At 45.4% G+C, this 25,021-nt stretch carries 29 protein-coding genes and 1 other annotated feature; all 29 genes read right to left on the bottom strand.

Annotated features, from left to right (window positions below):
• Positions 1-31: 31 nt before the first annotated feature.
• The 29 genes from rplN to sigH all read right to left on the bottom strand — a co-directional run bounded on the left by rplN (position 32) and on the right by sigH (position 24,961).
• Positions 32-400: a 50S ribosomal protein L14 gene (gene rplN, locus ACFPRA_RS15140; RefSeq protein WP_067407719.1), complete on the bottom strand. Its 369-nt coding sequence runs from the start codon at positions 398-400 to the stop codon at positions 32-34.
• A 39-nt stretch (positions 401-439) separates the two neighbouring features.
• Positions 440-703, bottom strand: coding sequence for a 30S ribosomal protein S17 (gene rpsQ / locus ACFPRA_RS15135; protein ID WP_239390233.1), 264 nt, complete (start codon positions 701-703; stop codon positions 440-442).
• A gap of 17 nt (positions 704-720) precedes the next feature.
• Positions 721-921, bottom strand: a complete 201-nt coding sequence (gene rpmC, locus ACFPRA_RS15130; protein ID WP_009499049.1) for a 50S ribosomal protein L29 — start codon at positions 919-921, stop codon at positions 721-723.
• Positions 911-1,345, bottom strand: coding sequence for a 50S ribosomal protein L16 (rplP, locus tag ACFPRA_RS15125; RefSeq protein WP_239390232.1), 435 nt, complete (start codon positions 1,343-1,345; stop codon positions 911-913). The genes rpmC and rplP overlap by 11 nt, the downstream gene beginning before the upstream one ends.
• Before the next feature lie 2 nt (positions 1,346-1,347).
• The gene (rpsC, locus tag ACFPRA_RS15120; protein ID WP_381436337.1) at positions 1,348-2,007 is read right to left on the bottom strand and encodes a 30S ribosomal protein S3; all 660 of its coding nucleotides are present in this window, start codon (positions 2,005-2,007) and stop codon (positions 1,348-1,350) included.
• 3 nt (positions 2,008-2,010) lie between these two features.
• Positions 2,011-2,355, bottom strand: a complete 345-nt coding sequence (gene rplV, locus ACFPRA_RS15115) for a 50S ribosomal protein L22 (protein ID WP_381436334.1) — start codon at positions 2,353-2,355, stop codon at positions 2,011-2,013.
• A gap of 19 nt (positions 2,356-2,374) precedes the next feature.
• The gene (rpsS, locus tag ACFPRA_RS15110) at positions 2,375-2,653 is read right to left on the bottom strand and encodes a 30S ribosomal protein S19 (RefSeq protein WP_381436332.1); all 279 of its coding nucleotides are present in this window, start codon (positions 2,651-2,653) and stop codon (positions 2,375-2,377) included.
• 60 nt (positions 2,654-2,713) lie between these two features.
• Positions 2,714-3,544 (bottom strand): 50S ribosomal protein L2, encoded by an 831-nt coding sequence (gene rplB, locus ACFPRA_RS15105; RefSeq protein WP_381436329.1) that lies wholly within the window; start codon positions 3,542-3,544, stop codon positions 2,714-2,716.
• 36 nt (positions 3,545-3,580) lie between these two features.
• Positions 3,581-3,865 (bottom strand): 50S ribosomal protein L23, encoded by a 285-nt coding sequence (rplW, locus tag ACFPRA_RS15100; RefSeq protein ID WP_381436326.1) that lies wholly within the window; start codon positions 3,863-3,865, stop codon positions 3,581-3,583.
• Entirely contained in the window at positions 3,865-4,488 is a 624-nt protein-coding gene (gene rplD, locus ACFPRA_RS15095) for a 50S ribosomal protein L4 (protein ID WP_239390226.1), read from the bottom strand. Before rplD ends, rplW begins: the two co-directional genes overlap by 1 nt.
• A 25-nt stretch (positions 4,489-4,513) precedes the next feature.
• Positions 4,514-5,143, bottom strand: coding sequence for a 50S ribosomal protein L3 (gene rplC / locus ACFPRA_RS15090; protein ID WP_381436322.1), 630 nt, complete (start codon positions 5,141-5,143; stop codon positions 4,514-4,516).
• Between the two features lie 44 nt (positions 5,144-5,187).
• Positions 5,188-5,496 carry a 30S ribosomal protein S10 gene (gene rpsJ / locus ACFPRA_RS15085; protein WP_042478628.1) on the bottom strand — a complete coding sequence of 103 codons (309 nt, stop codon included), beginning with the start codon at positions 5,494-5,496 and terminating at the stop codon, positions 5,188-5,190.
• Positions 5,497-5,746: 250 nt separating this feature from the next.
• Positions 5,747-7,066: a Na+/H+ antiporter family protein gene (locus ACFPRA_RS15080; RefSeq protein ID WP_381436319.1), complete on the bottom strand. Its 1,320-nt coding sequence runs from the start codon at positions 7,064-7,066 to the stop codon at positions 5,747-5,749.
• 281 nt (positions 7,067-7,347) lie between these two features.
• Positions 7,348-8,535: an elongation factor Tu gene (gene tuf / locus ACFPRA_RS15075; protein ID WP_381436317.1), complete on the bottom strand. Its 1,188-nt coding sequence runs from the start codon at positions 8,533-8,535 to the stop codon at positions 7,348-7,350.
• A 122-nt stretch (positions 8,536-8,657) separates the two neighbouring features.
• Positions 8,658-10,736 (bottom strand): elongation factor G, encoded by a 2,079-nt coding sequence (fusA, locus tag ACFPRA_RS15070; protein WP_381436314.1) that lies wholly within the window; start codon positions 10,734-10,736, stop codon positions 8,658-8,660.
• Positions 10,737-10,787: 51 nt separating this feature from the next.
• Positions 10,788-11,258, bottom strand: a complete 471-nt coding sequence (rpsG, locus tag ACFPRA_RS15065; protein WP_239390221.1) for a 30S ribosomal protein S7 — start codon at positions 11,256-11,258, stop codon at positions 10,788-10,790.
• Positions 11,259-11,362: 104 nt separating this feature from the next.
• Positions 11,363-11,782, bottom strand: coding sequence for a 30S ribosomal protein S12 (gene rpsL / locus ACFPRA_RS15060; protein WP_239390220.1), 420 nt, complete (start codon positions 11,780-11,782; stop codon positions 11,363-11,365).
• A gap of 100 nt (positions 11,783-11,882) precedes the next feature.
• A complete protein-coding gene (locus ACFPRA_RS15055; protein WP_381436311.1) occupies positions 11,883-12,131 on the bottom strand; it encodes a ribosomal L7Ae/L30e/S12e/Gadd45 family protein in 249 nt (82 codons plus the stop codon).
• Positions 12,132-12,256: 125 nt separating this feature from the next.
• Positions 12,257-15,859, bottom strand: a complete 3,603-nt coding sequence (rpoC, locus tag ACFPRA_RS15050; protein WP_381436308.1) for a DNA-directed RNA polymerase subunit beta' — start codon at positions 15,857-15,859, stop codon at positions 12,257-12,259.
• A 122-nt stretch (positions 15,860-15,981) separates the two neighbouring features.
• Complete coding sequence (rpoB, locus tag ACFPRA_RS15045) at positions 15,982-19,524, bottom strand: DNA-directed RNA polymerase subunit beta (RefSeq protein ID WP_381436306.1); 3,543 nt, start codon at positions 19,522-19,524, stop codon at positions 15,982-15,984.
• Between the two features lie 220 nt (positions 19,525-19,744).
• Positions 19,745-20,347, bottom strand: a complete 603-nt coding sequence (locus ACFPRA_RS15040; RefSeq protein ID WP_381436303.1) for a class I SAM-dependent methyltransferase — start codon at positions 20,345-20,347, stop codon at positions 19,745-19,747.
• Between the two features lie 109 nt (positions 20,348-20,456).
• Positions 20,457-20,822, bottom strand: a complete 366-nt coding sequence (rplL, locus tag ACFPRA_RS15035) for a 50S ribosomal protein L7/L12 (RefSeq protein ID WP_381436299.1) — start codon at positions 20,820-20,822, stop codon at positions 20,457-20,459.
• A 66-nt stretch (positions 20,823-20,888) separates the two neighbouring features.
• On the bottom strand, positions 20,889-21,389 hold the full coding sequence (gene rplJ / locus ACFPRA_RS15030) for a 50S ribosomal protein L10 (protein WP_381436296.1): 501 nt from the start codon (positions 21,387-21,389) through the stop codon (positions 20,889-20,891).
• A gap of 31 nt (positions 21,390-21,420) precedes the next feature.
• Positions 21,421-21,571, bottom strand: a sequence feature (ribosomal protein L10 leader region).
• Positions 21,572-21,612: 41 nt separating this feature from the next.
• The gene (rplA, locus tag ACFPRA_RS15025; RefSeq protein WP_381436294.1) at positions 21,613-22,314 is read right to left on the bottom strand and encodes a 50S ribosomal protein L1; all 702 of its coding nucleotides are present in this window, start codon (positions 22,312-22,314) and stop codon (positions 21,613-21,615) included.
• A gap of 120 nt (positions 22,315-22,434) precedes the next feature.
• Complete coding sequence (gene rplK / locus ACFPRA_RS15020; RefSeq protein WP_239390213.1) at positions 22,435-22,860, bottom strand: 50S ribosomal protein L11; 426 nt, start codon at positions 22,858-22,860, stop codon at positions 22,435-22,437.
• Positions 22,861-23,030: 170 nt separating this feature from the next.
• Positions 23,031-23,564: a transcription termination/antitermination protein NusG gene (nusG, locus tag ACFPRA_RS15015; RefSeq protein ID WP_381436467.1), complete on the bottom strand. Its 534-nt coding sequence runs from the start codon at positions 23,562-23,564 to the stop codon at positions 23,031-23,033.
• Between the two features lie 240 nt (positions 23,565-23,804).
• Positions 23,805-23,990 (bottom strand): preprotein translocase subunit SecE, encoded by a 186-nt coding sequence (gene secE / locus ACFPRA_RS15010; RefSeq protein WP_239390212.1) that lies wholly within the window; start codon positions 23,988-23,990, stop codon positions 23,805-23,807.
• A gap of 57 nt (positions 23,991-24,047) precedes the next feature.
• Positions 24,048-24,197 carry a 50S ribosomal protein L33 gene (gene rpmG, locus ACFPRA_RS15005; protein WP_239390211.1) on the bottom strand — a complete coding sequence of 50 codons (150 nt, stop codon included), beginning with the start codon at positions 24,195-24,197 and terminating at the stop codon, positions 24,048-24,050.
• Positions 24,198-24,313: 116 nt separating this feature from the next.
• On the bottom strand, positions 24,314-24,961 hold the full coding sequence (sigH, locus tag ACFPRA_RS15000; RefSeq protein WP_239390210.1) for an RNA polymerase sporulation sigma factor SigH: 648 nt from the start codon (positions 24,959-24,961) through the stop codon (positions 24,314-24,316).
• Between the last annotated feature and the right edge of the window lie 60 nt (positions 24,962-25,021).

Here is a 25,021-nt window from a genome sequence, read left to right as displayed (position 1 = left end):
CGCACCTCCTTGATTGGCACTGTCATGTGGATTAAAGAACTTCTGGAGCTAGGGAAATGATTTTCATGAAGTTGCTGTCGCGTAGTTCGCGGGCAACTGGTCCGAAAATACGTGTTCCACGTGGGCTCTTGTCGTCACGGATGATAACACATGCGTTTTCATCGAATGTGATGTAAGAACCATCTTTACGACGTACGCCGCTTTTCGTGCGAACGATAACAGCCTTGACAACGTCACCTTTTTTGACAACGCCACCTGGTGTTGCTTTCTTCACTGTACAAACGACTACATCACCGATATTAGCAACCTTACGGCCTGTGCCACCTAGTACTTTGATTGTAAGAACTTCACGCGCGCCTGAGTTGTCGGCGACTTTCATACGACTTTCCTGTTGGATCATTGAGGCTACCTCCTCCCGGATTTATATCTCCGAACGTTATTAAATGATGACCGCTTTTTCGACGATTTCAAGTAGACGGAAACGTTTTGTTGCCGACAATGGACGAGTTTCCATGATACGGACAACATCACCGATTTTCGCTTCATTCAGTTCATCGTGGGCCTTGTATTTTTTAGAATATTTTACACGTTTACCATATAAACCGTGCTTCTTATGTGTTTCTACCAATACAGTGATCGTTTTATCCATTTTGTCGGATACGACACGGCCTGTATACACTTTGCGCTGGTTACGCTCAGTCATGGCTGCAACCTCCTTCATCAGTTATTTGCACTGATTTCTCTTTGACGTATAACAGTTTTCATGCGCGCAATCGATTTACGAACTTCACGGATGCGTGCAGTGTTTTCTAATTGTCCTGTCGCTAATTGGAAGCGAAGGTTGAAAAGCTCTTCTTTCAGTGATTTCACTTTTTGCTCAATCTCTGCAGTTGTTAAGTCACGGATTTCTTTAGCTTTCATTAGATTCACCACCAATTTCTTCACGTTTTACAAACTTGCTCTTGAGGGGAAGTTTGTGAGATGCGAGGCGAAGTGCTTCACGTGCAACTTCTTCTGACACACCTGCGATTTCAAACATGACTCTACCAGGTTTAACGACAGCTACCCAGCCTTCTACAGCACCTTTACCGGAACCCATCCGGACTTCAAGAGGCTTTTTCGTATATGGTTTGTGCGGGAAAATGTTGATCCATACTTTACCGCCACGTTTCATGTAACGTGTCATAGCGATACGTGCAGATTCGATTTGACGATTCGTGATCCATGAAGATTCAGTAGCTTGTAGACCGAATTCACCGAACTGAACAGTTGCTCCGCCTTTTGTAGTTCCACGCATTTTACCACGGAATACACGGCGATGTTTAACGCGTTTAGGCATTAACATAATTAGTTGCCTCCTTCCTCAGAGTTCTTCTTCTTCACTGGAAGGACTTCTCCACGATAAATCCATACTTTGACGCCAAGCTTACCATAAGTTGTGTCGGCTTCAGCGTGTGCATAGTCGATGTCTGCACGCAATGTATGGAGAGGGACAGTTCCTTCACTGTAATGTTCCGCACGAGCGATGTCTGCACCGCCAAGACGTCCGGATACTTGTGTTTTGATCCCTTTCGCGCCAGAACGAATTGTACGTTGAATCGCTTGTTTCTGTGCACGACGGAATGATACACGGCTTTCTAGTTGACGTGCGATAGATTCTGCGACTAGTTTCGCGTCAAGATCTGCACGCTTGATTTCGATGATGTTGATGTGTACACGCTTGCCTGTGATATCGTTCAGTTGTTTACGAAGTACTTCGACCTCGGAACCACCTTTACCGATAACCATACCTGGCTTCGCAGTGTGAATAGTGATATTGACACGCTTTGCAGCACGTTCAATTTCTACTTTAGAAACAGAAGCATCTACAAGACGTTTTTCGATGAAATCACGGATTTTTAAGTCCTCATGTAAAAGAGTCGCATAGTCTTTTTCAGCATACCATTTTGACTCCCAGTCGCGGATGATACCAACCCGCAAACCGTTAGGATGTACTTTTTGACCCACGAATTATCCCTCCTTCTTTTCTGATACCACGATCGTGATGTGGCTTGTGCGTTTGTTGATTGCACTTGCACGTCCTTGTGCACGTGGACGGAAACGTTTCATTGTCGGACCTTCGTCAACGAACACTTCGTTTACGACTAGGTTTTCGATGTTCATTTCATAGTTGTGTTCAGCATTTGCAATCGCTGAATTCAATAGTTTTTCTACAACCGGAGATGCCGCTTTTGGCGTCAGGCGTAGAATCGCGACAGCTTCACCGATTTTCTTGCCCCGGATAAGATCAACGACCAAACGGACTTTGCGAGGAGCAATACGGACTGTGCGGGCAGTAGCTTTTGCTTGTTGCATCAGAATAACCTCCTCTCAATTAGCGTCTTGTTTTCTTATCGTCAGCGCCATGACCTTTGTATGTGCGCGTCGGTGCGAATTCACCTAGTTTGTGACCTACCATATCTTCAGTCACATAGACAGGTACGTGTTTGCGTCCGTCGTAAACAGCAATCGTCAATCCGATAAATGACGGGAAGATTGTTGAACGGCGTGACCAAGTTTTGATTACCTGTTTCTTCTGAGAATCCTTTTGTGCTTCAACCTTATTCATAAGGTGATCATCTACAAAAGGTCCTTTTTTCAAGCTGCGGCCCATGTCGGAACCTCCCTCCGTGTTTGTACTACGGTCCAGTCATTGAACCGCAGTCCACTCACATTATTTTTTACGGCTACGAATAATAAACTTGCTAGATTTGTTGCTCTTCTTGCGTGTTTTGAGACCGAGTGTCGGTTTACCCCAAGGCGTAACTGGTGATTTCATACCGATACCTGTACGTCCTTCACCACCACCGTGTGGGTGATCGTTAGGGTTCATGACAGAACCACGTACTGTAGGGCGTTTACCCAACCAACGTGAACGTCCTGCTTTACCGATGTTGATCAATTCGTGCTGTTCATTACCGACTTGACCGATTGTCGCGCGGCATGTTGCAAGAATCATGCGAACTTCGCCAGATTGAAGACGTACGATGACGTATTTGTCTTCACGACCAAGTAGTTGTGCAGATGTACCTGCAGAACGTACCAACTGGCCGCCTTTTCCTGGTTTCAATTCAATATTATGGATTGTTGAACCCATTGGAATGTTTTCTAATGGTAGAGTGTTACCTACTCTGATGTCTGCATCTGGACCAGACATCACTGTCATGCCCACTTCCAAACCTTTCGGAGCAAGGATGTAACGTTTCTCTCCATCTACGTAGTTGATAAGTGCAATGTTTGCAGAACGGTTCGGATCGTATTCGATCGTAGCAACGCGTCCTGGAATGCCATCTTTCCGGCGTTGGAAATCGATGACACGGTATTGGCGTTTGTGGCCTCCACCTTGGTGACGAACAGTAGTCCTACCAGTGTTGTTACGGCCGCCTTTCCGTTTGAGCGGTGTAAGCAATGATTTTTCCGGTTTGTCCGTTGTGATCTCGGAGAAGTCCGAAGAAGTCATGTTACGACGTCCGTTGGAGGTAGGTTTGTATTTCTTAATCGCCATTGGTGTTCCCTCCTTCGTTTAGTTGACTATCTATGATTAGATTTCGAATAGTTCGATGTCTTTTGAGTCAGCAGTCAATGTAACAATCGCTTTGCGGCGTTTGTTTGTGTAGCCTGCGTGTTTACCCATACGTTTGAACTTACCTTTGTAGTTCTGTACGTTGACTTTTTCGACTTTCACATCGAAGATTTCTTCGATAGCTTGCTTCACATGTGTTTTGTTTGCGCGCGTATCGACTTCGAATGTGTATTTTCTAAGTTCCATTTGTTCAGAAGAACGCTCGGTAATGACCGGACGTTTTAGAATATCACGTGCTTCCATTAACCAAGCACCTCCTCTACTTTTTCAACTGCTGCTTTCGTAATGACAAGTTTGTCATGTGCAACAATGTCAAGAACATTGATGCCATTCGCTGTAACGACGCTCACACCTGGGATGTTACGTGCGGACAATGCCACCGTTTCATCTAGGTCTGCAGTAACGATCAAAGCTTTCTTGTCAACCGAAAGGTTTGATAATACTTTTACGAATTCTTTTGTTTTTGGTGCATCGAAAGTAAGTCCTTCTACTACGATGATCTCTTCATCACGAACTTTCGTAGAAAGAGCTGATAGAAGAGCCAATCTGCGGACTTTCTTCGGCAATTTGTAGCTGTAGCTTCTTGGAGTTGGTCCGAATACGGTACCGCCTCCACGCCATTGTGGTGAACGGATTGACCCTTGACGAGCACGACCAGTTCCTTTTTGACGCCATGGTTTGCGTCCGCCGCCAGCGACTTCTGCGCGAGTTTTAACTTTGTGGTTACCTTGGCGTAATGATGCACGCTGTTGGACCAACGCTTCGAATAGAACAGCTTCGTTCGGCTCAATTCCGAAGATCGCTTCATTCAATTCAATTTCACCGACTGATGAGCCAGTTTGATTTAGTACGGATACTTTAGGCATTCTTGTTTCCTCCTTCCTTTAGTGTTCAGTTCCCTTTGATTGCACTTTTCACTTGAAGAAGTGATTTGCGAGCTCCTGGAACATTACCTTTTACTAGTAGCAAGTTGCGCTCAGCGTCAACTCGTACGATTTCTAGATTTTGAATCGTTACTTTTTTGCCGCCTGTGCGACCAGGGAGTTTTTTCCCTTTGAATACGCGTTGTCCGTCAACAGATCCGATAGAACCTGGTGCGCGGTGGAAACGTGAACCGTGGCTCATAGGCCCGCGTGAGAAACCGTGGCGTTTAATAACACCTTGGAATCCTTTACCTTTTGTTGTTCCTGTAATATCGACAATATCGCCTTCTACGAATGTATCGACTTTGACTTCCTGACCAACTTCGTACCCATTAACGTCCAACTCGCGGAATTCGCGAATGAAGCGCTTAGGTGCTGTTTCAGCTTTTGCAACGTGGCCTTTTTCAGGTTTGTTTGCAAGCTTCTCTCGTTTATCTTCAAATCCGAGCTGGATTGATGTGTAGCCGTCTGTTTCAGCTGTCTTCTTTTGAAGAACAACGTTTGGAGCAGCTTCAATCACAGTCACGGGGATAAGATCGCCGTTTTCAGCAAAGATTTGCGTCATACCGACTTTTCTTCCTAAGATTCCTTTGGTCATTTGTCACACCTCCTGAATTGTTTTGTTTTTTATTTTTGTATCAATTAGAGTTTGATTTCGATGTCTACGCCGGATGGTAGATCGAGTTTCATCAACGCATCGACAGTTTGTGGTGTCGGGTTAACGATGTCGATCAGACGTTTGTGCGTACGCATTTCGAACTGCTCGCGCGAATCTTTGTACTTATGTACCGCACGAAGAATCGTGTATACAGATCTTTCAGTTGGAAGAGGTATCGGACCCGATACACTTGCACCCGAACGTTTTGCTGTTTCTACGATTTTTTCAGCCGACTGATCCAAAATTCTGTGATCATATGCTTTCAAACGAATACGAATCTTTTGTTTTGCCATTATTTTCCCTCCTTTTCGCCTATTTTGTGATAGACATTCTCCACGAAAATTTCCCACACACATGCCATGGCAAAGCGGCCGGGTGTGTCGGCAACCTCTCGCTTCATCGCAGTCAAAGACCAACATTCAACATTATACACAAAGAAAAAGAATCCCGCAAGTGTTATGGCGAAATTCTTTTCTCGGTTTTTTTATTATAGTTTGATTTGACTTGTAATGCAACACCTAGGCTAATAGTCCGAACTCTTTTTTAATTAAAGAACATGACTGCCAGCCATCCGAAAACAAGTAACGGAACGTTAAAATGAAGAAACGTCGGGACGCAACTATCCCATATATGATTATGCTGTCCATCCGCATTCAGCCCGGCTGTAGGACCGAGTGTCGAATCTGACGCAGGAGACCCAGCATCTCCTAATGCAGCGGCTGTTCCCATAAGTGCAATGATGGCCATTGTGCTAAATCCGAAAGCCATGCTAAGCGGCACGAAGATGGATGCGATGATCGGAATCGTCGCAAATGATGATCCGATGCCCATGGTGACGATCAGTCCTATAAATAACATCGCAAAGGCCGCCATCCCTTTATGGTCGCCTAGTGCAGAGCTTGATGCCTCCACAAGCGTGAGAATGTGTCCTGTATCCTGCAATACTGCTGCAAAGCCATTCGCCGCGATCATAACAAAGCCGACAAATGCCATCATGCGCATGCCATCGTTAATAAGCCCATCTGCTTCTTTCCACTTTAATGCACCTGTAATATAGAGGATAAAGATGCCCGTCACGGCACCTGCAATCATCGATTGTGTCGGAATCTGCACCACTAGTGTTCCAATAAGCGCTGTAATGGTAAAGAAAATCGTCCGTTTGTGGACTACGATCACTTCCTCTGTAACTCCGATCGACCTGTCTGCATAATCCCTCGGTTTACGATAGCTGAAGAAAATAGCGACCAGAAGACCGACCAGCATCCCGAAGACAGGGAATGCCATCGCTTTTGGAATGTCCGCCATATCGATCGCCAGACCTGCTAAGTTCATTTGCTTCGCCAATATTTCATGGAAGATGAACCCATAACCAAAAGGCAGCAAAATATACGGTGCTGTCAAGCCGAACGTCAATACCGACGCGATTAAGCGTCGATCTACTTTTAATAGGTTTAAAATATGTAAAATAGGCGGGACAAGTAGCGGGATGAACGCAATATGAATCGGAATGAGGTTTTGGGAAAACGCAGCCATCAATAGTAGGATGAAAACGAGCAATACTTTCCCAAGTGCAGCACGGTCACTGCCTCCCTCTTTCTGCACAAATCTCACCATTGCCGAAACAAGCAACTGCGGAATACCTGTTTTAGAGATTGCCACAGCAAAACCACCTAGTAGCGCATAGCTGATTGCAATCGTGGCGCCTTCCCCAAGTCCCCCCGTGAATGACACAATGGTCTCATTCAACGACAAGCCCCCTGTAAGGCCTCCTACGATCGCTCCTGCTACAAGCGCCAAGACAACATTGACGCGCGCTAAACTTAAAATCAACATCACTACTACTGCAATTACAACTGCATTCAATTCGTAGTCCTCCTAAAAACATTCACTTCAATACGCTAAACAAAGAAAGCGCAATTGCTAACTTAACAGAGGCGATTTCCTCTGTCAACTATAGATTACCCTTTTCCTGAAAGACTACACGCTCAACACAGTGTTCATGTCCTTCTTTTAAAGCAAGAACAAAAATACAGAATGCCTGTTGATACATGATTTAACGCGATGGAGCAGCTTAGTGAGTTTCAACATGTTCCTGTGTACACAAAAAATCCCGTCGCTAAGGACGGGATTTTAAAGGTTTAAAATTAAGCTTGGATTGTAGCTACAACGCCAGCGCCTACAGTACGTCCACCCTCACGGATAGAGAACTTCGTACCTTCTTCAAGAGCGATTGGAGCAATCAATTCTACTGTCATTTCGATGTTATCTCCAGGCATAACCATTTCTACGCCTTCTGGAAGTTCGATAACGCCAGTTACGTCCGTTGTACGGAAGTAGAACTGTGGACGATAGTTAGAGAAGAATGGAGTATGACGTCCACCCTCTTCTTTTGAAAGAACATAAACTTCAGATGTAAATTTAGTGTGTGGAACGATTGTACCTGGTTTCGCAAGTACTTGTCCACGTTGGATGTCTTCACGTGCTACACCACGAAGTAGTGCACCGATGTTGTCCCCAGCTTCTGCATAGTCAAGAAGTTTACGGAACATTTCTACGCCTGTAACAGTTGTAGATTTTGCTTCTTCAACGATACCGATGATGTCAACAACGTCCCCTACTTTAACTACTCCACGCTCTACACGTCCAGTAGCAACTGTACCACGACCAGTGATTGAGAATACGTCCTCAACTGGCATCATGAATGGTTTTTCAGTGTCACGTGGTGGTGTTGGGATGTACTCGTCAACTGCAGCCATAAGCTCAACGACTTTCTCTTCCCATTCTGGCTCACCTTCAAGTGCTTTAAGAGCAGAACCTTTGATAACAGGAATGTCATCGCCAGGGAAATCGTACTCAGAAAGAAGGTCACGGATTTCCATTTCTACTAGTTCAAGAAGTTCTTCGTCGTCAACCATGTCACATTTGTTCATGAAGACTACTAGGTAAGGAACACCAACTTGACGTGAAAGAAGGATGTGCTCACGAGTTTGTGGCATTGGGCCGTCAGCTGCAGAAACAACTAGGATTCCGCCGTCCATTTGAGCAGCACCAGTGATCATGTTTTTAACGTAGTCAGCGTGACCTGGGCAGTCAACGTGTGCATAGTGACGAGTTTCAGTTTCGTACTCGATGTGAGACGTGTTGATTGTGATACCACGCTCTTTTTCTTCAGGTGCGTTATCAACGTCAGCGTAAGAACGTGCTTCCCCGCCTAGTTTTTTAGATAGAACTGTTGCAATTGCAGCTGTAAGAGTTGTTTTACCATGGTCAACGTGACCAATTGTTCCAATGTTAGCATGCGTTTTGGAGCGATCGAATTTTTCTTTACCCATTTTAGAAATCCTCCTCGGAATATAAAAGTTTTTTAGTTTTTATAGCTATAGGTGCTGGAGGAAGACCCTCCAACTACCCATATCTTACAAGTAATTTATACTGGAAACAAGGTCGAAGTCAATTATTCGCCTTTATTTTTCTTGATAATATCTTCAGAGATTGACTTCGGCACTTCTTCATAGTGATCGAACACCATTGAGAAGACACCGCGTCCTTGTGTGCTTGAACGTAGGGACGTCGCATAACCGAACATCTCTGCTAAAGGTACCATTGCACGAACGACTTGTGCGTTACCACGGGCGTCCATTCCCTCCACGCGTCCGCGGCGAGAAGTGATATCACCCATGACGTCACCTAAGTATTCTTCTGGAATGATAACTTCGACTTTCATTATCGGTTCAAGAATGACCGGGTTAACTTTTGATACTGCGTTTTTCAGCGCCATAGAAGCAGCGATTTTGAACGCCATCTCATTGGAGTCAACATCGTGGTATGAACCATCGAATAGACGAGCTTTAATGTCAATTAATGGATAGCCAGCAAGTACACCGTTATCTAGTGAATCACGGATACCCGCTTCAACAGCTGGTACGTATTCACGTGGTACGACACCACCGACGATCGCGTTTTCAAATTCGAATCCTTTTCCTTCTTCGTTCGGAGAGAATTCGATCCAAACGTGACCAAACTGACCGCGACCACCGGATTGACGGACAAATTTCCCTTCAACTTCGGCAGCTTGACGGAATGTTTCACGGTAAGATACTTGTGGAGCACCAACGTTTGCTTCAACTTTGAATTCACGTCTCATACGGTCTACAAGGACATCAAGGTGAAGCTCTCCCATACCGGCGATGATAACTTCGCCTGTCTCTTGGTCCGTATGTGCACGGAATGTTGGATCCTCTTCTTGAAGCTTCGCAAGAGCCATACCCATTTTATCTTGGTCGGCTTTTGTTTTCGGCTCAACAGATAGAGAAATAACCGGCTCAGGGAATTCCATAGACTCTAGGATAACAGGTGCTTTGTCGTCACAGAGTGTGTCGCCCGTACCTGTATCTTTAAGACCTACCGCCGCAGCGATATCTCCTGAGTGAACTTCACTGATCTCTTCACGGGAATCCGCGTGCATTTGCAGGATACGACCTACACGCTCACGTTTGCCTTTAGAAGAGTTTTTGACGTAAGAACCGGATTGAAGTGTACCTGAATACACACGGAAGAACGTCAATTTACCTACATAAGGGTCTGTCATGACTTTGAATGCAAGTGCCGAGAATGGCGCGTTGTCGTCTGCGTGACGTTCAACTTCCTCATCAGTTTCAGGATTCGTCCCTTTCATAGGAGGAATGTCAACTGGTGATGGAAGGTAGTCAACAACTGCGTCTAGGACCAATTGGACACCTTTGTTCTTGAACGCCGTACCACAAACGACCGGGTAGAATTCAACAGCAAGCGTAGCTTTACGGATTGCCGTTTTGATTTCTTGGATCGTCAGTTCTTCGCCGCCAAGGTATTTTTCCATAAGGTCTTCGTCAAAGTCGACAATCGCTTCGATCAATTTCTCACGGTATTCTTCAGCTCTCGCAACGTGCTCTTCAGGGATATCACGTACTTCTACGTTCATACCTGTGTCGTCACCGTAGAATGTCGCTTTCATCTCAACTAAGTCGATGATTGCTTCAAACTCATCCTCGGCACCAATTGGTAATTGGATCGGGTGTGCGTTCGCTTGTAGACGGTCATGAAGTGTTCCTACTGAATAGAGGAAGTCCGCTCCTGTTTTGTCCATTTTATTAATGAAAACAAGACGTGGAACGCCATAAGTTGTTGCTTGACGCCAAACTGTTTCTGTTTGCGGCTCAACGCCCGATTGTGCGTCAAGTACCGTTACAGCACCATCAAGTACACGCAGGGAACGTTCAACTTCAACAGTGAAGTCTACGTGTCCTGGAGTATCGATGATGTTAACACGGTGGCCTTTCCATTGAGCTGTTGTCGCAGCAGATGTGATTGTGATTCCACGTTCTTGCTCCTGCTCCATCCAGTCCATTTGCGATGCACCTTCGTGCGTTTCACCAAGTTTGTGAATTTTACCTGTGTAATAAAGAATCCGCTCGGTCGTCGTTGTCTTACCAGCGTCGATGTGAGCCATGATACCGATATTACGAGTATTCTCTAAGGAGAACTCTCTAGCCATTTTGTATATCTCCTTCCGATTCGGATTAGAGTTGTAACGAGCTGTCCAATCTTACCAACGATAGTGAGCGAATGCTTTGTTCGCTTCTGCCATCTTGTGCATTTCTTCGCGTTTCTTAACAGAAGCACCTGTGTTGTTAGAAGCGTCTAGAATTTCATTCGCAAGACGTTCTTCCATTGTTTTCTCACCGCGTGAGCGAGAGTAGTTCACAAGGTAACGCAGACCAAGCGTCGTACGACGTTCAGGGCGTACTTCAACCGGCACTTGGTAGTTCGCTCCACCAACACGGCGAGCACGTACTTCAAGTACAGGCATTACATTGTTAAGTGCAGCTTCGAATACTTCAATTGGATCCTTTCCAGAACGTTCTTTAACAAGTTCGAACGCACCATAGAGGATTTTTTGGGATGTACCTTTTTTGCCATCAACCATCATTTTGTTGATGAGACGTGAAACGAGCTTCGAATTGTAAATCGGATCCGGAAGTACGTCACGTTTTGCAACAGGACCTTTACGAGGCATGTTGTTTTCCTCCTTTCAAGGTTATCAAGCAGTATATACTCGCATAACCTTTATCATAATCTCTTTGATTTTTAAAACGTTGATCACTCAAATGAGTGTACTTCTTATTTCTTTTCTTTCGGTCTTTTCGCACCGTATTGTGAACGGCTTTGCATACGACCTTGAACGCCAGCTGTGTCAAGCGCTCCACGTACGATATGGTAACGAACACCCGGTAAGTCTTTTACACGGCCGCCGCGGATTAGAACGACGCTGTGCTCTTGAAGGTTGTGGCCTTCACCAGGAATATATGCGTTTACTTCCATAGAGTTCGTCAAACGAACACGTGCGTATTTACGAAGTGCCGAGTTCGGCTTCTTCGGTGTCATTGTACCAACACGTGTACAAACACCCCGTTTTTGTGGTGAATTCACGTTTGTCATTGACTTTTTGAAGCTGTTATAGCTTTTCCCGAGCGCTGGAGATTTTGATCCTGTCACGTTTGGTTTACGTGGTTTGCGGACCAATTGGTTAATTGTAGGCATCGGTTTTCCTCCTCTCACATAACTTTTTTGTAAGACCACACATCCAGGTGGTTCATTTTTGGGTAAAAACAAAGTCTTTGTGTTTTCCACACAAAAACTGTTATCCAGTAATCGCAACCACAGCTGCACCGACTTGAATGCCGCATGCATGTCCAAGCTTTTCTCTTGACTCGACATGCGTCACTTGGATGCCATGAATTTCGGCTTCCTCCAGAACTGGAGCGATAACCTTTTCTTCCGCATCCTGTGCGATGATGACTTCCGTCACTATCCCTGCACGGATCGCTTTCACTGTCTGCTTTGTACCGATGATTGTCTTTTTTGCCTGCTCGACTTTATCATAAGACATATGGGCATATCCTCCAAAGTACAGACATTCAACTATCAACCTTTTGTATATTATCACTTATTAAAAAAGCTGTCAACAGATATTAGATAGACAGGGGAACTTTTTTTGTTCCCCTGAATTAAAATTTACTCTGCTGTTACTTTTCTCAATGCCTCTTCTTCGTCGGTTTGATCCATCTGAATATGACGGTATCGTTGCATACCTGTTCCAGCTGGTACAAGTTTCCCGATAATGACATTTTCTTTCAAGCCGAGAAGCTCGTCGGTTTTTCCTTTGATGGCTGCATCCGTCAAGACGCGAGTCGTCTCTTGGAATGACGCCGCCGATAGGAAGGATTCCGTTTCGAGTGATGCTTTTGTAATACCGAGGATGACAGGGCGGCAAGTTGCCGGAAGTTTTCCGACTTTCAACACTTCTGCGTTCGCATCCGCAAATTGATGGATGTCGAGCAGTGAGCCCGGTAAGAGATCCGTGTCTCCTGCCTCGATGATACGCACTTTGCGAAGCATTTGGCGAACCATTACTTCAACGTGCTTATCGCCGATTTCAACCCCTTGCATACGGTATACTTTTTGAACTTCTTTCAAGAGATACTCTTGAACAGTTGCCACGTCTTTTACGATGATCAATTCTTTCGGGTCGATAGAACCTTCTGTAATGACATCGCCTCGGTCGATTTCGTCTCCGACTTGAACTTTCAGACGGGCATTGTATGGCGCCAAGTATTTGCGTGTTTCCACTTTACCTTGGATTGTGATTTCTTTCTGACCTTCGCGGATTTCATCGATTTCGATGATTTCACCTTTGATTTCCGAAATGACGGCTTGCCCTTTCGGATTCCGTGCCTCGAAAATCTCCTGGATACGCGGAAGACCTTGTGTAATATCGTCTCCAGCAACTCCACCTGTATGGAATGTACGCATTGTAAGCTGTGTTCCAGGCTCACCGATTGACTGAGCAGCGATAATACCGACCGCTTCTCCGACTTCAACTTTTTCACCTGTCGCCAAGTTAATGCCGTAACATTTTTTACATACGCCGTGTTTGGTATTACATGTGAACGCTGAACGGATTGTGACTTTTTCGATGCCTGCGTCTAGGATCGTACGAGCGACATCCGCAGTAATGAGCGCATCTTTTTCAAGGATCTTCTCGCCTGTTTCAGGGTGATAGATCGTTTTCTTCGTATGGCGTCCTTCGATACGTTCATCCAAACCTTCGATGATTTCCGTACCTTCTGTCAATGCGCCAACTTCCAAGCCGCGATCCGTTCCACAATCATCTTCACGGACGATGACATCTTGCGCTACGTCGACAAGTCGACGTGTCAAGTAACCGGAGTCGGCCGTTTTCAGAGCCGTATCCGCAAGTCCTTTACGCGCACCGTGTGTCGAGATGAAGTACTCGAGAACGGTTAGCCCTTCACGGAATGATGATTTGATCGGAAGTTCGATAATCCGACCAGCCGGGTTGGCCATCAGACCACGCATACCCGCAAGCTGCGTGAAGTTCGATGCGTTACCCCGGGCACCGGAGTCACTCATCATGTAGATAGGGTTCGAGTTATCGAGGGAGTCCATCAGTTTATCCTGAATGACATCCTTCGCATGGCTCCAGTAAGAGATGACGCGGTCATAGCGCTCTTCCTCCGTAATAAGACCACGACGGAATTGCTGCATGACTTTATCCACTTTACCTTGTGCTTCTTGCAAGATTTCATCTTTGTTCGGAAGAACGACGATATCGGAAATACCGATTGTAATCCCCGCCCGTGTAGAGTACTTGAATCCAAGGTTTTTCATGCGGTCAAGCATCTTGGACGTTTCGGTAATGTGGAAACGTTTAAAGATTTCCGCGATGATGTTCCCGAGGATTTTCTTTTTGAACGGTTGAACAAGTTCCATATTCTCTAAATGCTCTTTCACATTTGCAGTCCCTGAGATGAAATACTTATCAGGCGTTTCAATTTCCAAGTTGGAATTGGTCGGTTCGTTAATGTATGGGAACGACTCAGGCAGAATCTCGTTGAAAATGATTTTCCCTACGGTCGTCAATAGCAATTGGCTATTTTGTTTTTCCGTGAATGTCGGATTATTCAGTGATGCTGCCCGGATAGCGATCCGTGAATGAAGATGGACATGTCCGTTTTGATAAGCGACGATCGCCTCATCCGCATTACTGAATACAGCCCCTTCTCCAGTCGCCCCTTTCCGTTCCAATGTCAGGTAATAGTTTCCTAATACCATGTCTTGAGACGGTGTAACAACTGGTTTTCCATCTTTCGGGTTCAAGATATTTTGTGCCGCCAACATCAGTAGTCTTGCTTCCGCTTGCGCTTCCGCTGACAATGGAACGTGGACAGCCATTTGGTCACCGTCAAAGTCGGCGTTATACGCTGTACACACAAGTGGGTGAAGCGTGATAGCGCGACCTTCTACAAGAATCGGTTCAAATGCTTGGATACCTAGACGGTGAAGCGTTGGTGCCCGGTTCAATAAGACCGGATGCTCCTTGATTACTTCTTCAAGCACATCCCACACTTCTGAATGAAGACGCTCGATCTTACGCTTCGCACTCTTAATATTATGAGCGAGTCCACGTTCGACAAGTTCCTTCATCACAAACGGCTTAAATAGTTCGATAGCCATCTCTTTCGGCAATCCGCATTGGTACATTTTCAAGTTCGGCCCAACGACGATAACAGAACGACCTGAATAGTCAACCCGTTTCCCTAGCAAGTTCTGACGGAAACGTCCCTGCTTCCCTTTCAACATATGGGAAAGGGATTTCAACGGACGGTTACCTGGTCCTGTTACTGGACGACCGCGACGGCCGTTATCAACAAGCGCGTCCACCGCTTCTTGCAACATCCGCTTCTCATTCTGAACGATGATGCCAGGTGCTCCAAGATCAAGTAAGCGTTTCAGCCTGTTGTTCCGGTTAATGACACGACGATATAGGTCATTCAAGTCGGAAGTAGCGAAGCGTCCACCATCAAGTTGGACCATCGGACGTAGTTCCGGTGGGATAACCGGTAATACTTCCAATACCATCCATTCCGGTTTGTTACCAGAGTTACGGAATGACTCAACAACTTCCAGACGTCTGATTGCACGTGTACGGCGTTGTCCTTGGACAGTCTTCAATTCTTCTTTCAAAAACTCCATTTCCTTGTCGAGGTCGATCCCCATGAGAAGGCGTTCGATTGCCTCAGCACCCATTAGTGCTTGGAACTTATTACCGTATTTCTCTCTGTAAATGCGGTACTCTCTTTCAGAAAGCAATTGCTTTCTTTCAAGCGGCGTATCCGCCGGATCAACGACAACATAGGATGCGAAATAGATGATTTCTTCCAAAGCACGTGGCGTCATATCCAAGATAAGACCCATTCGGCTCGGGATTCCTTTAAAATACCAAATATGCGTGACAGGTGCCGCAAGTTCAATATGCCCCATGCGTTCACGGCGTACTTTTTGACGCGTCACTTCTACACCACAACGGTCACAAACGACACCTTTGTAACGCACACGTTTATATTTTCCACAATGACATTCCCAATCTTTTGTAGGCCCGAAAATACGTTCACAAAACAGGCCATCTTTCTCAGGCTTCAATGTACGATAGTTGATTGTTTCAGGCTTTTTCACTTCACCATAGGACCAAGAACGGATCTTATCCGGTGAAGCAAGGCCGATTTTCATATACTCAAAGTTGTTTACATCTATCAAGGAGCCTACCTCCCTTTAGTCTTATCGCTGCAGTTGGCTTTTCCGAGCAAACGCACATTGAGGGCATAAAGAGGGGGAGCGTGCGACTTCCCCCTCACCCGATTACTTTATCAATCACTTTATCAAACAGGTTGATCTTCTTTAATCAAGTTCAACGCGTCCGTTGGCTGCATATCGTCATCTTCATCAAGATCGCGAAGTTCGATTTCTTCTAGATCTTGCGATAGCATCTTCACATCCAGACCAAGGCTCTGAAGCTCTTTAATAAGAACTTTGAACGATTCTGGTACGCCTGGTTGAGGTACGCTATCCCCTTTGACGATCGCTTCATAGGTCTTCACGCGTCCGACAACGTCATCCGACTTCACGGTCAAGATTTCTTGTAGTGTATAAGCGGCACCATATGCCTCGAGCGCCCACACTTCCATCTCTCCAAAACGCTGTCCACCGAACTGGGCTTTACCGCCGAGTGGCTGTTGCGTAACGAGTGAGTATGGTCCTGTCGAACGGGCATGGAGTTTATCATCGACCATATGCGCGAGCTTGATCAAATACATGACACCGACAGATACCCGGTTGTCAAACGCTTCACCGGAACGGCCATCGTATAGGACTGTCTTCCCATCGCGGTCCATGCCAGCTTCTTCCATCGTCTCCCAGACATCCTCTTCGTTCGCTCCGTCAAAAACAGGAGACGCCATATGGACGCCGAGACTGCGCGCAGCCATACCGAGGTGCATTTCAAGAACCTGTCCGATGTTCATACGAGATGGTACACCGAGCGGGTTAAGCATCAAGTCGATTGGTGTGCCGTCCGGAAGATACGGCATATCCGCCTCAGGCAAGATGCGGGAGATAACCCCTTTGTTACCATGACGTCCGGCCATTTTATCCCCAACGGAGATTTTACGCTTTTGAACGATATAGGCACGGACCAATTGGTTTACGCCTGGTGGCAATTCATCGCCATCTTCGCGATTGAACACTTTAACATCCAGAACGATACCACCTGCACCATGTGGCACACGAAGTGATGTATCGCGGACTTCCCGTGCTTTTTCGCCGAAGATTGCATGTAGTAGCCTTTCTTCAGCCGTCAGTTCCGTTACACCTTTTGGCGTCACTTTCCCAACAAGGATATCGCCATCGCGTACCTCAGCCCCGATCCGGATGATTCCGCGGTCGTCAAGGTTACGAAGCGCATCTTCACCAACGTTTGGAATGTCGCGTGTAATCTCTTCAGGTCCAAGTTTCGTATCCCGTGCTTCAGATTCGTATTCCTCGATATGAACCGAAGTGAATACATCATCTTTCACGAGACGTTCGCTCATGATGATGGCATCCTCATAGTTATAACCATCCCATGTCATGAATGCCATCAAGACGTTACGGCCAAGTGCAAGTTCTCCCTGCTCCATGGAAGGGCCATCCGCCAGAATATCAAGCGGCTTCACACGATCTCCAACGCGAACGATCGGGCGCTGGTTATAACATGTCCCCTGGTTCGAACGGATGAAGTTTTCTAGGCGGTAAATCGTAAGATCACCTTTCACTTCTTTACCGTCAATTGTTTCAATACGGCGAACGCGGATTTCTTTCGCCTCGACGTGTTCGACGATCCCGTCAAACTTTGCAAGCACAGCAGCTCCTGAGTCACGAGCAGAAACGTGCTCCATACCCGTACCGACAAACGGCGCTTCCGGGTTTAGAAGAGGTACGGCTTGCCGTTGCATGTTCGCTCCCATGAGCGCACGGTTCGAGTCATCGTTCTCAAGGAACGGGATACAAGCCGTAGCGGCAGAAACAACTTGCTTAGGTGAAACGTCCATATAGTCAATCTGTTCACGTTTAAATACCGTGTTGTCCCCTTGGAAACGACCGACAACTTCTTCGTTAATGAAAGAACCGTCTTCTGCGAGCAACGCATTCGCTTGCGCAACAACGTAGTTATCCTCGATATCCGCAGTCAAGTAATCGATTTGGTCAGTTACTCGGCCTGTTTCAGGATCGACTTTCCGATACGGTGTTTCGATAAATCCAAACTTGTTCACTTTCGCGAAAGTTGAGAGCGAGTTGATCAATCCGATATTCGGTCCCTCAGGCGTTTCAATCGGACACATACGACCATAATGAGAGTAGTGAACGTCACGTACTTCCATCCCTGCGCGCTCACGCGTCAAACCACCAGGCCCGAGTGCAGACAGTCGACGCTTATGCGTCAATTCAGCCAACGGGTTCGTCTGATCCATGAACTGGGAAAGCTGAGAACTTCCGAAGAACTCTTTAATCGATGCAATGACCGGCCGGATGTTGATGAGCTGTTGCGGCACGATCGATTGCGTATCATTAATAGACATACGCTCTTTGACAACACGTTCCATACGGGAAAGACCGATGCGGAACTGGTTTTGAAGAAGCTCGCCTACAGAGCGGAGACGACGGTTCCCGAGATGGTCGATATCATCTGTATTCCCTACTCCGTGAAGGAGGTTGAAGAAATAGCTAATGGATGCAACGATATCTGCAGGCGTGACGTGTTTGATCGACTCGTCTACATATGCATTTGAAATGACGTTGATCACTTGTTTGTCTTCACTTTTCGGAGAGTAAATTTTAATTGTTTGAATCTTGATGTCCTCGTCTAGAACGCCGCTCGCATGGGAAATTTCCTCGAAGCCGATTCCATTTTCCAAATGCGGAAGCAAGCGATCCAATGTCCGACGATCGATTAGCTGTTCCTTCTCCAGTAAAATTTCACCTGTTTCAGGATCCACTAACGTTTCGGCAGCAATTTGGTTGAACAATCTGTTTTGCACATGAAGCTTCTTGTTCATCTTGTAGCGTCCAACATTCGCTAAATCATATCTTTTCGCGTCAAAGAATCGAGAGAACAAAAGGTTCTTCGCGCTATCCAACGTCGGCGGCTCACCCGGACGTAAACGTTCGTAAATTTCAAGCAGGGCTTTTTCAGAGCTTTCCGTATTATCCTTTTCAAGCGTATTGCGTAAATACTCGTTATCACCGATTAAATCGATGATTTCCTGATCGGATGAAAAGCCGAGTGCACGAAGAAGTACTGTAACCGGCAACTTCCGCGTCCGGTCGATTCGAACGTGGACAACGTCTTTCGCGTCTGTTTCATACTCCAACCAAGCTCCACGGTTCGGAATAACAGTTGCAGCAAAGCCACGTTTCCCATTTTTGTCCACCTTATCATTGAAGTAGACGCTCGGGGAACGCACAAGTTGTGAAACGATTACCCGCTCCGCACCATTTATGACAAACGTACCGTTTTCAGTCATAAGTGGGAAATCTCCCATAAAGACATCTTGTTCTTTTACTTCTTCAGTTTCTTTGTTGTGCAAGCGTACCTTAACACGTAGCGGTGCTGCATACGTAACGTCACGCTCTTTCGATTCATCAACAGGATACTTAGGTTCTGCTAACTGATAATCGACGAAATCCAACGAAAGATTTCCCGTGAAGTCCTGAATCGGAGAAATATCACGGAACATTTCCCGCAATCCTTCCTCCAAGAACCACTCATAAGATGCCGTCTGGATTTCAATCAGATTCGGTAAATCGAGCACTTCGCTGATCCGTGCGAAACTTCTACGCTGACGGTGTTGACCATACTGAACTAAATGACCTGTCAACTCTTTCACCCCTCAAAAACAATATTAGTCCTTTGCGAAATCATAAAAATGGTGTATGATATCGAAAAAACAAAAAGAAAACGAGTTCCGGCAAGAGCTCATTTTCGGTTTAACAATCCTTTATACATCGCCAGTATACCTAACATTTCCAATTCTTATGCAAAAGGGCATACGACCGCATTATAATAATTTATGCATTTTCTAACATTACCATAGCTACAATACTAAGTCAATACTTTTCTGCCTTTATAATAAAATACCCTTTCTTCTTCACAACCGTCTCAACATAGCCAAATAGCTCTTGCAAATGATTGATAGTCGAAGGCGCCCCTTGCTTTTTCTGAATGACAACCCACAACTCGCCACCCGTCGCGAGCTTCGCATGAGCTTCTTCATAAATTTTGAATACCGTCTCTTTTCCTGCACGGATCGGCGGATTCGTCAAGATTGCAGCAAACGCTGTTTCTTTAACAGCTGATAATGCATCACTCGGGTAAATTTCTACATTTCCAATGCCATTTTGCTCTGCGTTATGTGCAGCTAAAGCTAACGCCCGTTCGTTCACATCGACCATGTGAATATTCCGTTCCGGAAAAGATCCGGCAATCGACAAACCGATCGGACCGTAGCCACAACCGACATCTAAAATCGCACCTGCCATTTCTGGTAAAACGAATGCTTCCGCAAGGAGTCTTGAACCAAAATCCACTTCCCCTTTGCTAAATACCCCCGCATCCGTCTTGAATCGCAGTTTCACTCCGCGCAATTCGGCACTCCATTCCTTCGGATCACTTTTCACTTTCGGATCCTTGGCGTAATAATGTTCGGACACACGAAGTCCTCCCCTCGGTTCGCAATTTCTTTCTCGGTTCATAGATAAAGATAAAAAAACGAAGAAAAGCCCGTCGTTTTTTGACGAGCTTCCCTTCACTATTCGAAAATTACTTAAGTTCGATTGAAGCGCCAACCTCTTCAAGTTTCGCTTTCATTTCTTCTGCTTCTTCTTTAGATACGCCTTCTTTAAGTGCTTTTGGAGCGTTATCTACTACTTCTTTCGCTTCTTTCAAGCCTAGGCCAGTGATTTCACGAACAGCTTTGATAACTTTGATTTTTTGATCGCCAGCAGATGCAAGAACTACGTCGAATTCAGTTTGCTCAGCAGCAGCGTCTCCACCAGCAGCTCCACCAACAACTGCAACAGGTGCAGCAGCAGTTACGCCGAATTCTTCTTCGATTGCTTTTACAAGTTCGTTCAATTCAAGAACTGTCATTTCTTTGATTGCTTCAAGGATTTGTGCATTAGTCATTATAGTTTCCTCCTAATAGTTGTTTTTGTCGGGCTTACCCCGCAAGTTGTATGTCAGGCTGCTTGATTAAGCGCCTTGTTCTTCTTTTTGCTCTGCAACTGCTTTTGTTGCAAGTGCGAAATTGCGCATTGGTGCTTGAAGTACGCTGAGTAGCATAGAAAGTAGACCTTCGCGTGATGGAAGTTCCGCCAACGCTTTAACGTCCGCTTCTGTTGCGATCGCGCCTTCGATAACGCCTGCTTTGATTTCAAGCTTGTCGTTTTGTTTTGCGAAATCGTTAAGGATTTTCGCTGGAGCAACAACATCCTCGTTTGAAAACGCAATTGCATTCGGTCCTGTAAGGTATTCGTTCAATCCTTCAAGTCCTGCAGCTTCAGCAGCACGACGTGTCATGGAGTTTTTGTAAACTTTGAAGTCGATACCTGCTTCACGAAGCTGTTTACGTAGTTCCGTAACTTGGCTAACGTTCAGACCACGGTAGTCAACAACAACAACAGATGCTGATGCTTTCAGCTTGTCTGAAATTTCGCCAACTACTGCTTGTTTAGCTTCTAATACTTTGCTCATTTGGACACCTCCTAAAAAATTCGGGTCACTTATACCGATATGAAAAGCCCTCATATCTACACAATGCAGACACGAGGGCAGAAAAGTCGTCATCTTTTAAGTCAAAAGAGCGTCTTGTCCTCGGCAGGAAACATTAAGCGGCATGCCGCTCCTGCTGTCTACGGTACAAATGGTTATATTCTAACAAACGAAATCTTATCAGAAAGTCTATCGTTTGTCAATATTAATTTTTAACTGTTACGCTAGAAGGATCTACTTTTACAGCAGGACCCATTGTAGTCGTGATATTCACAGACTTCATGTATGTTCCTTTAGCTGCAGCAGGCTTCGCTTTTTGAATTGTTTCAAAAACAGTCGCGAAGTTTTCTTCAAGCTTCGCATCGTCAAATGAAACTTTTCCGATTGGCGCGTGGATGATACCCGCTTTGTCAGCACGGTATTCAACTTTACCAGCTTTGATCTCTTCTACAGCTTTCGCTACGTCAAATGTAACTGTTCCTGTTTTCGGGTTCGGCATAAGGCCTTTCGGTCCTAGGACACGACCAATTTTACCGACTTCTCCCATCATATCAGGAGTCGCAACGATTACATCAAAATCAAACCAACCTTGTTGGATTTTGTTGATGTATTCTGCATCGCCTGCGTAGTCAGCACCTGCTGCTTCCGCTTCTTTCAATTTTTCACCTTTAGCAAAAACGAGAACGCGTTGCGTTTTACCAGTACCGTTTGGAAGCACAACTGCTCCACGGATTTGCTGGTCGTTTTTACGAGTGTCAATTCCAAGGCGGAATGCAACTTCGACTGTAGCGTCAAAATTGACTGTGCTTGTTTTCTTTGCAAGCGCAATCGCTTCTTTTACATCGTATGATTTCATACGTTCCACAAGCTTCGCAGCTTCTGTGAACTTTTTACCTCTTTTAGCCATCTATTATTTCCTCCTCGATTGTGGTTTTAACGGATTATACCTCCCACGAATAAGGGTTGCGTGTTCTTAAAGAACGAGCGCAACCCCCACTACAAAGAAACACGCTTTATCGGATCATGATCAGTCTTCGATCGTGATTCCCATGCTGCGAGCAGTACCTTCAACCATTGCCATCGCTGCTTCAACTGATGCCGCGTTCAAGTCCTGCATTTTTGACTCTGCAATTTCGCGAACTTTATCGCGTTTTACAGTAGCAACCTTCTTTTTGTTCGGCTCACCTGAACCTTTTTGAAGATTAGCTGCAACCTTCAGCAATACTGCTGCCGGTGGAGTTTTTGTAATGAATGTGAATGAACGGTCCTCGAATACGGAAATCTCAACAGGAATGATTAGACCTGCTTGATCTGCTGTACGCGCATTGAACTCTTTACAGAATCCCATGATGTTCACACCCGCTTGACCTAGCGCCGGTCCAACTGGTGGAGCCGGGTTCGCTTTTCCAGCAGGGATTTGTAACTTAACAACTTTGATGATTTTTTTAGCCACGAGACACACCTCCTTAAGTCCGTGATGTGGTAATTGGGTTGCCCCTCCCACTCAATATGTGCCTGCCGGCTTACGCCGGTAGAATTGGTTAATCCGCCCAAACTACTTTATTTATAGTCTGACCTTTGAAATGATACCACTATTATGCACTGTATGCAAGTGGAAATCATTTATAATTTTTCGACCTGATTGAAGTCAAGCTCCATATTTGTTTCCCGACCGAACATATCGACCGATACTTTCACTTTACCTTTATCTTGATCGATCTCTTCCACTTTCCCTTGGAAGTGTGCAAACGGACCTTCAAGCACTTGGACCATTTCTCCGATTTCATAGTCCACTTCAGCTTTTCCATCTTTGACGCCCATCTGTTTCAAAATGAACTCCACTTCTTCTGGAAGTAAAGGCGTCGGCTTCGCTCCCCCGCCCGAAGAACCGATGAAACCTGTTACGCCAGGCGTATTTCTGACGACATACCAAGAATCATCTGTCATGATGATTTCCACAAGAACATACCCGGGAAACGTTTTTTTCATAACTGTACGTTTTTTACCGTCTTTGAAATCCGTTTCCTCTTCTTCCGGGATGACGACACGGAAAATTTTATCCTGCATCCCCATCGTTTCTACGCGTTTTTCCAGATTGGCTTTCACCTTATTTTCATAACCGGAGTACGTATGAACGACATACCAATTTTTCTCCATTTCCATATTCATAAGGACTGTACGTCCGTCCCTCCTTCTTTTCGCACACCTTGATAGCGGCGACTCACCAAAGCTTCTCCGCTCCATATTGTACGAGATTGTATCATTTCTTAGTCGTCCAGAAAAGCTGGACAATTGAAAAAACCCGTTCTTGCTGTCAGACGGGATATTTTTCAAAGGGTTATTCACAAACCGCATTGTAGCGGCCTGCAAGTAACCTATATCGTTTACAGATTCGTTTTATAATGCAAGATACCATTCCATCAAACGTGAAATGCCAAGATCCACAATCCCGAAGTAGATCGCCATGAAGACGACTGTAGAAAGAACAACAATCGTGTAACGCGTCAATTCTTTCCGTTTCGGCCAGCTAACTTTTCGCATTTCCGAGACAACATTTTTAAAAAAAGCGCTTAACTTGCCCATTATACCGTAACCCTCCGACTGTAAATATGATGCTGCTTTCAGACAGTGCGTTATACCTCAAGCTGTCTGTTTGTGTATCGTATGTGCATTGCACCGGCTACAAAACTTTTTGAGCGACAACCGTTCCGTCGAATGATTGCTACGAGCCGGCACGGAATAATTTCGCGTCCCGCAACTATCACAACTTAAAATTATTTTCTTAGACATTTTTCTCACCCTAATACGGATTTTGTCACTGTCCAGAGACTTTTCGACATCTTCTCATAGTCTTGCTAAAGAGTACCACCTAACCTGCATGCTGTCAATACAATGGAAATGGTTGGTCAACGGACGGAGCCGACTTCCATATAGCGTTCCAATTTCCGCTTAATCCTTTGCAATGCATTATCCACCGATTTCACCTGTCTGTTCAACTCATCCGAAATTTCTTGATAAGATTGACCGTCCAAGTAAAGCGCAAGCACTTGTTTCTCTAAACCGCTTAACACTTTGTTGATCTCTTCTTCCATCTGACCGAAGTTTTCCTTGTGGATGATAAAATCTTCCGGATCATCCAGTAGAGGCCCCGCTATGACATCAAGCAATGTTCGGTCGGAGTCTTCATCGAAAACAGGCTTGTCCAAAGAAACTGATGTGTTGAGCGGAATGTGTTTTTGTCTCGTTGCCGTTTTGATAGCCGTAATAATTTGACGCGTAATGCATAGTTCGGCGAATGCTTTAAATGAGCTTAAACGATCTTCTTTGAAGTCCCGAATCGCTTTGTACAATCCGATCATTCCCTCTTGGACAATATCTTCCCGATCGCCTCCGATCAGAAAGTATGAGCGCGCTTTCACTCTCACAAAAGATTGGTATTTTGTAATCAAAAAATCGAGCGCATCTGCGTTTCCCTCTTGTATGATGGTAATGATTTCCGCATCGGATAATCCAGTGAAATCCGATATTCCGCCTTCAACGTATGTCTTTTCCACCAAATGGATCACCCCGGTTCTTCAAACGATGATAGTCTAAGTATACTGTATGGAAAAATT

The organism is Sporosarcina soli, assembly GCF_042655805.1.
GTDB classification, from domain to species: domain Bacteria; phylum Bacillota; class Bacilli; order Bacillales_A; family Planococcaceae; genus Sporosarcina; species Sporosarcina soli.
Note: the sequence above shows the minus strand (reverse complement) of the source record. Positions and strands in the feature narration are given on the sequence as shown.

Excerpts from the sequence above, each read along its gene's own strand:
- rplB (WP_381436329.1), bottom strand. The coding sequence starts at position 3,544 with ATGGCGATTAAGAAATACAAACCTACCTCCAACGGACGTCGTAACATG.
- secE (WP_239390212.1), bottom strand. The coding sequence starts at position 23,990 with ATGGGCAAGTTAAGCGCTTTTTTTAAAAATGTTGTCTCGGAAATGCGA.
- rpmG (WP_239390211.1), bottom strand. The coding sequence starts at position 24,197 with ATGTCTAAGAAAATAATTTTAAGTTGTGATAGTTGCGGGACGCGAAAT.
- rplW (WP_381436326.1), bottom strand. The coding sequence starts at position 3,865 with ATGGAAGCACGTGATATTCTAAAACGTCCGGTCATTACCGAGCGTTCT.
- fusA (WP_381436314.1), bottom strand. The coding sequence starts at position 10,736 with ATGGCTAGAGAGTTCTCCTTAGAGAATACTCGTAATATCGGTATCATG.
- rplP (WP_239390232.1), bottom strand. The coding sequence starts at position 1,345 with ATGTTAATGCCTAAACGCGTTAAACATCGCCGTGTATTCCGTGGTAAA.
- rpsS (WP_381436332.1), bottom strand. The coding sequence starts at position 2,653 with ATGGGCCGCAGCTTGAAAAAAGGACCTTTTGTAGATGATCACCTTATG.
- rplD (WP_239390226.1), bottom strand. The coding sequence starts at position 4,488 with ATGCCTAAAGTATCCGTACTAAATCAAACTGGCTCATCAGTCGGTGAA.
- rpsG (WP_239390221.1), bottom strand. The coding sequence starts at position 11,258 with ATGCCTCGTAAAGGTCCTGTTGCAAAACGTGACGTACTTCCGGATCCG.
- rplN (WP_067407719.1), bottom strand. The coding sequence starts at position 400 with ATGATCCAACAGGAAAGTCGTATGAAAGTCGCCGACAACTCAGGCGCG.
- rplV (WP_381436334.1), bottom strand. The coding sequence starts at position 2,355 with ATGCAACAAGCAAAAGCTACTGCCCGCACAGTCCGTATTGCTCCTCGC.
- ACFPRA_RS15055 (WP_381436311.1), bottom strand. The coding sequence starts at position 12,131 with ATGTCTTATGATAAAGTCGAGCAGGCAAAAAAGACAATCATCGGTACA.
- rplJ (WP_381436296.1), bottom strand. The coding sequence starts at position 21,389 with ATGAGCAAAGTATTAGAAGCTAAACAAGCAGTAGTTGGCGAAATTTCA.
- tuf (WP_381436317.1), bottom strand. The coding sequence starts at position 8,535 with ATGGGTAAAGAAAAATTCGATCGCTCCAAAACGCATGCTAACATTGGA.
- nusG (WP_381436467.1), bottom strand. The coding sequence starts at position 23,564 with ATGGAGAAAAATTGGTATGTCGTTCATACGTACTCCGGTTATGAAAAT.
- rplC (WP_381436322.1), bottom strand. The coding sequence starts at position 5,143 with ATGACCAAAGGAATCTTAGGAAGAAAAGTCGGTATGACGCAAATCTTT.
- rplL (WP_381436299.1), bottom strand. The coding sequence starts at position 20,822 with ATGACTAATGCACAAATCCTTGAAGCAATCAAAGAAATGACAGTTCTT.
- rpmC (WP_009499049.1), bottom strand. The coding sequence starts at position 921 with ATGAAAGCTAAAGAAATCCGTGACTTAACAACTGCAGAGATTGAGCAA.
- rpsL (WP_239390220.1), bottom strand. The coding sequence starts at position 11,782 with ATGCCTACAATTAACCAATTGGTCCGCAAACCACGTAAACCAAACGTG.
- rplA (WP_381436294.1), bottom strand. The coding sequence starts at position 22,314 with ATGGCTAAAAGAGGTAAAAAGTTCACAGAAGCTGCGAAGCTTGTGGAA.
- rpsQ (WP_239390233.1), bottom strand. The coding sequence starts at position 703 with ATGACTGAGCGTAACCAGCGCAAAGTGTATACAGGCCGTGTCGTATCC.
- rpsJ (WP_042478628.1), bottom strand. The coding sequence starts at position 5,496 with ATGGCAAAACAAAAGATTCGTATTCGTTTGAAAGCATATGATCACAGA.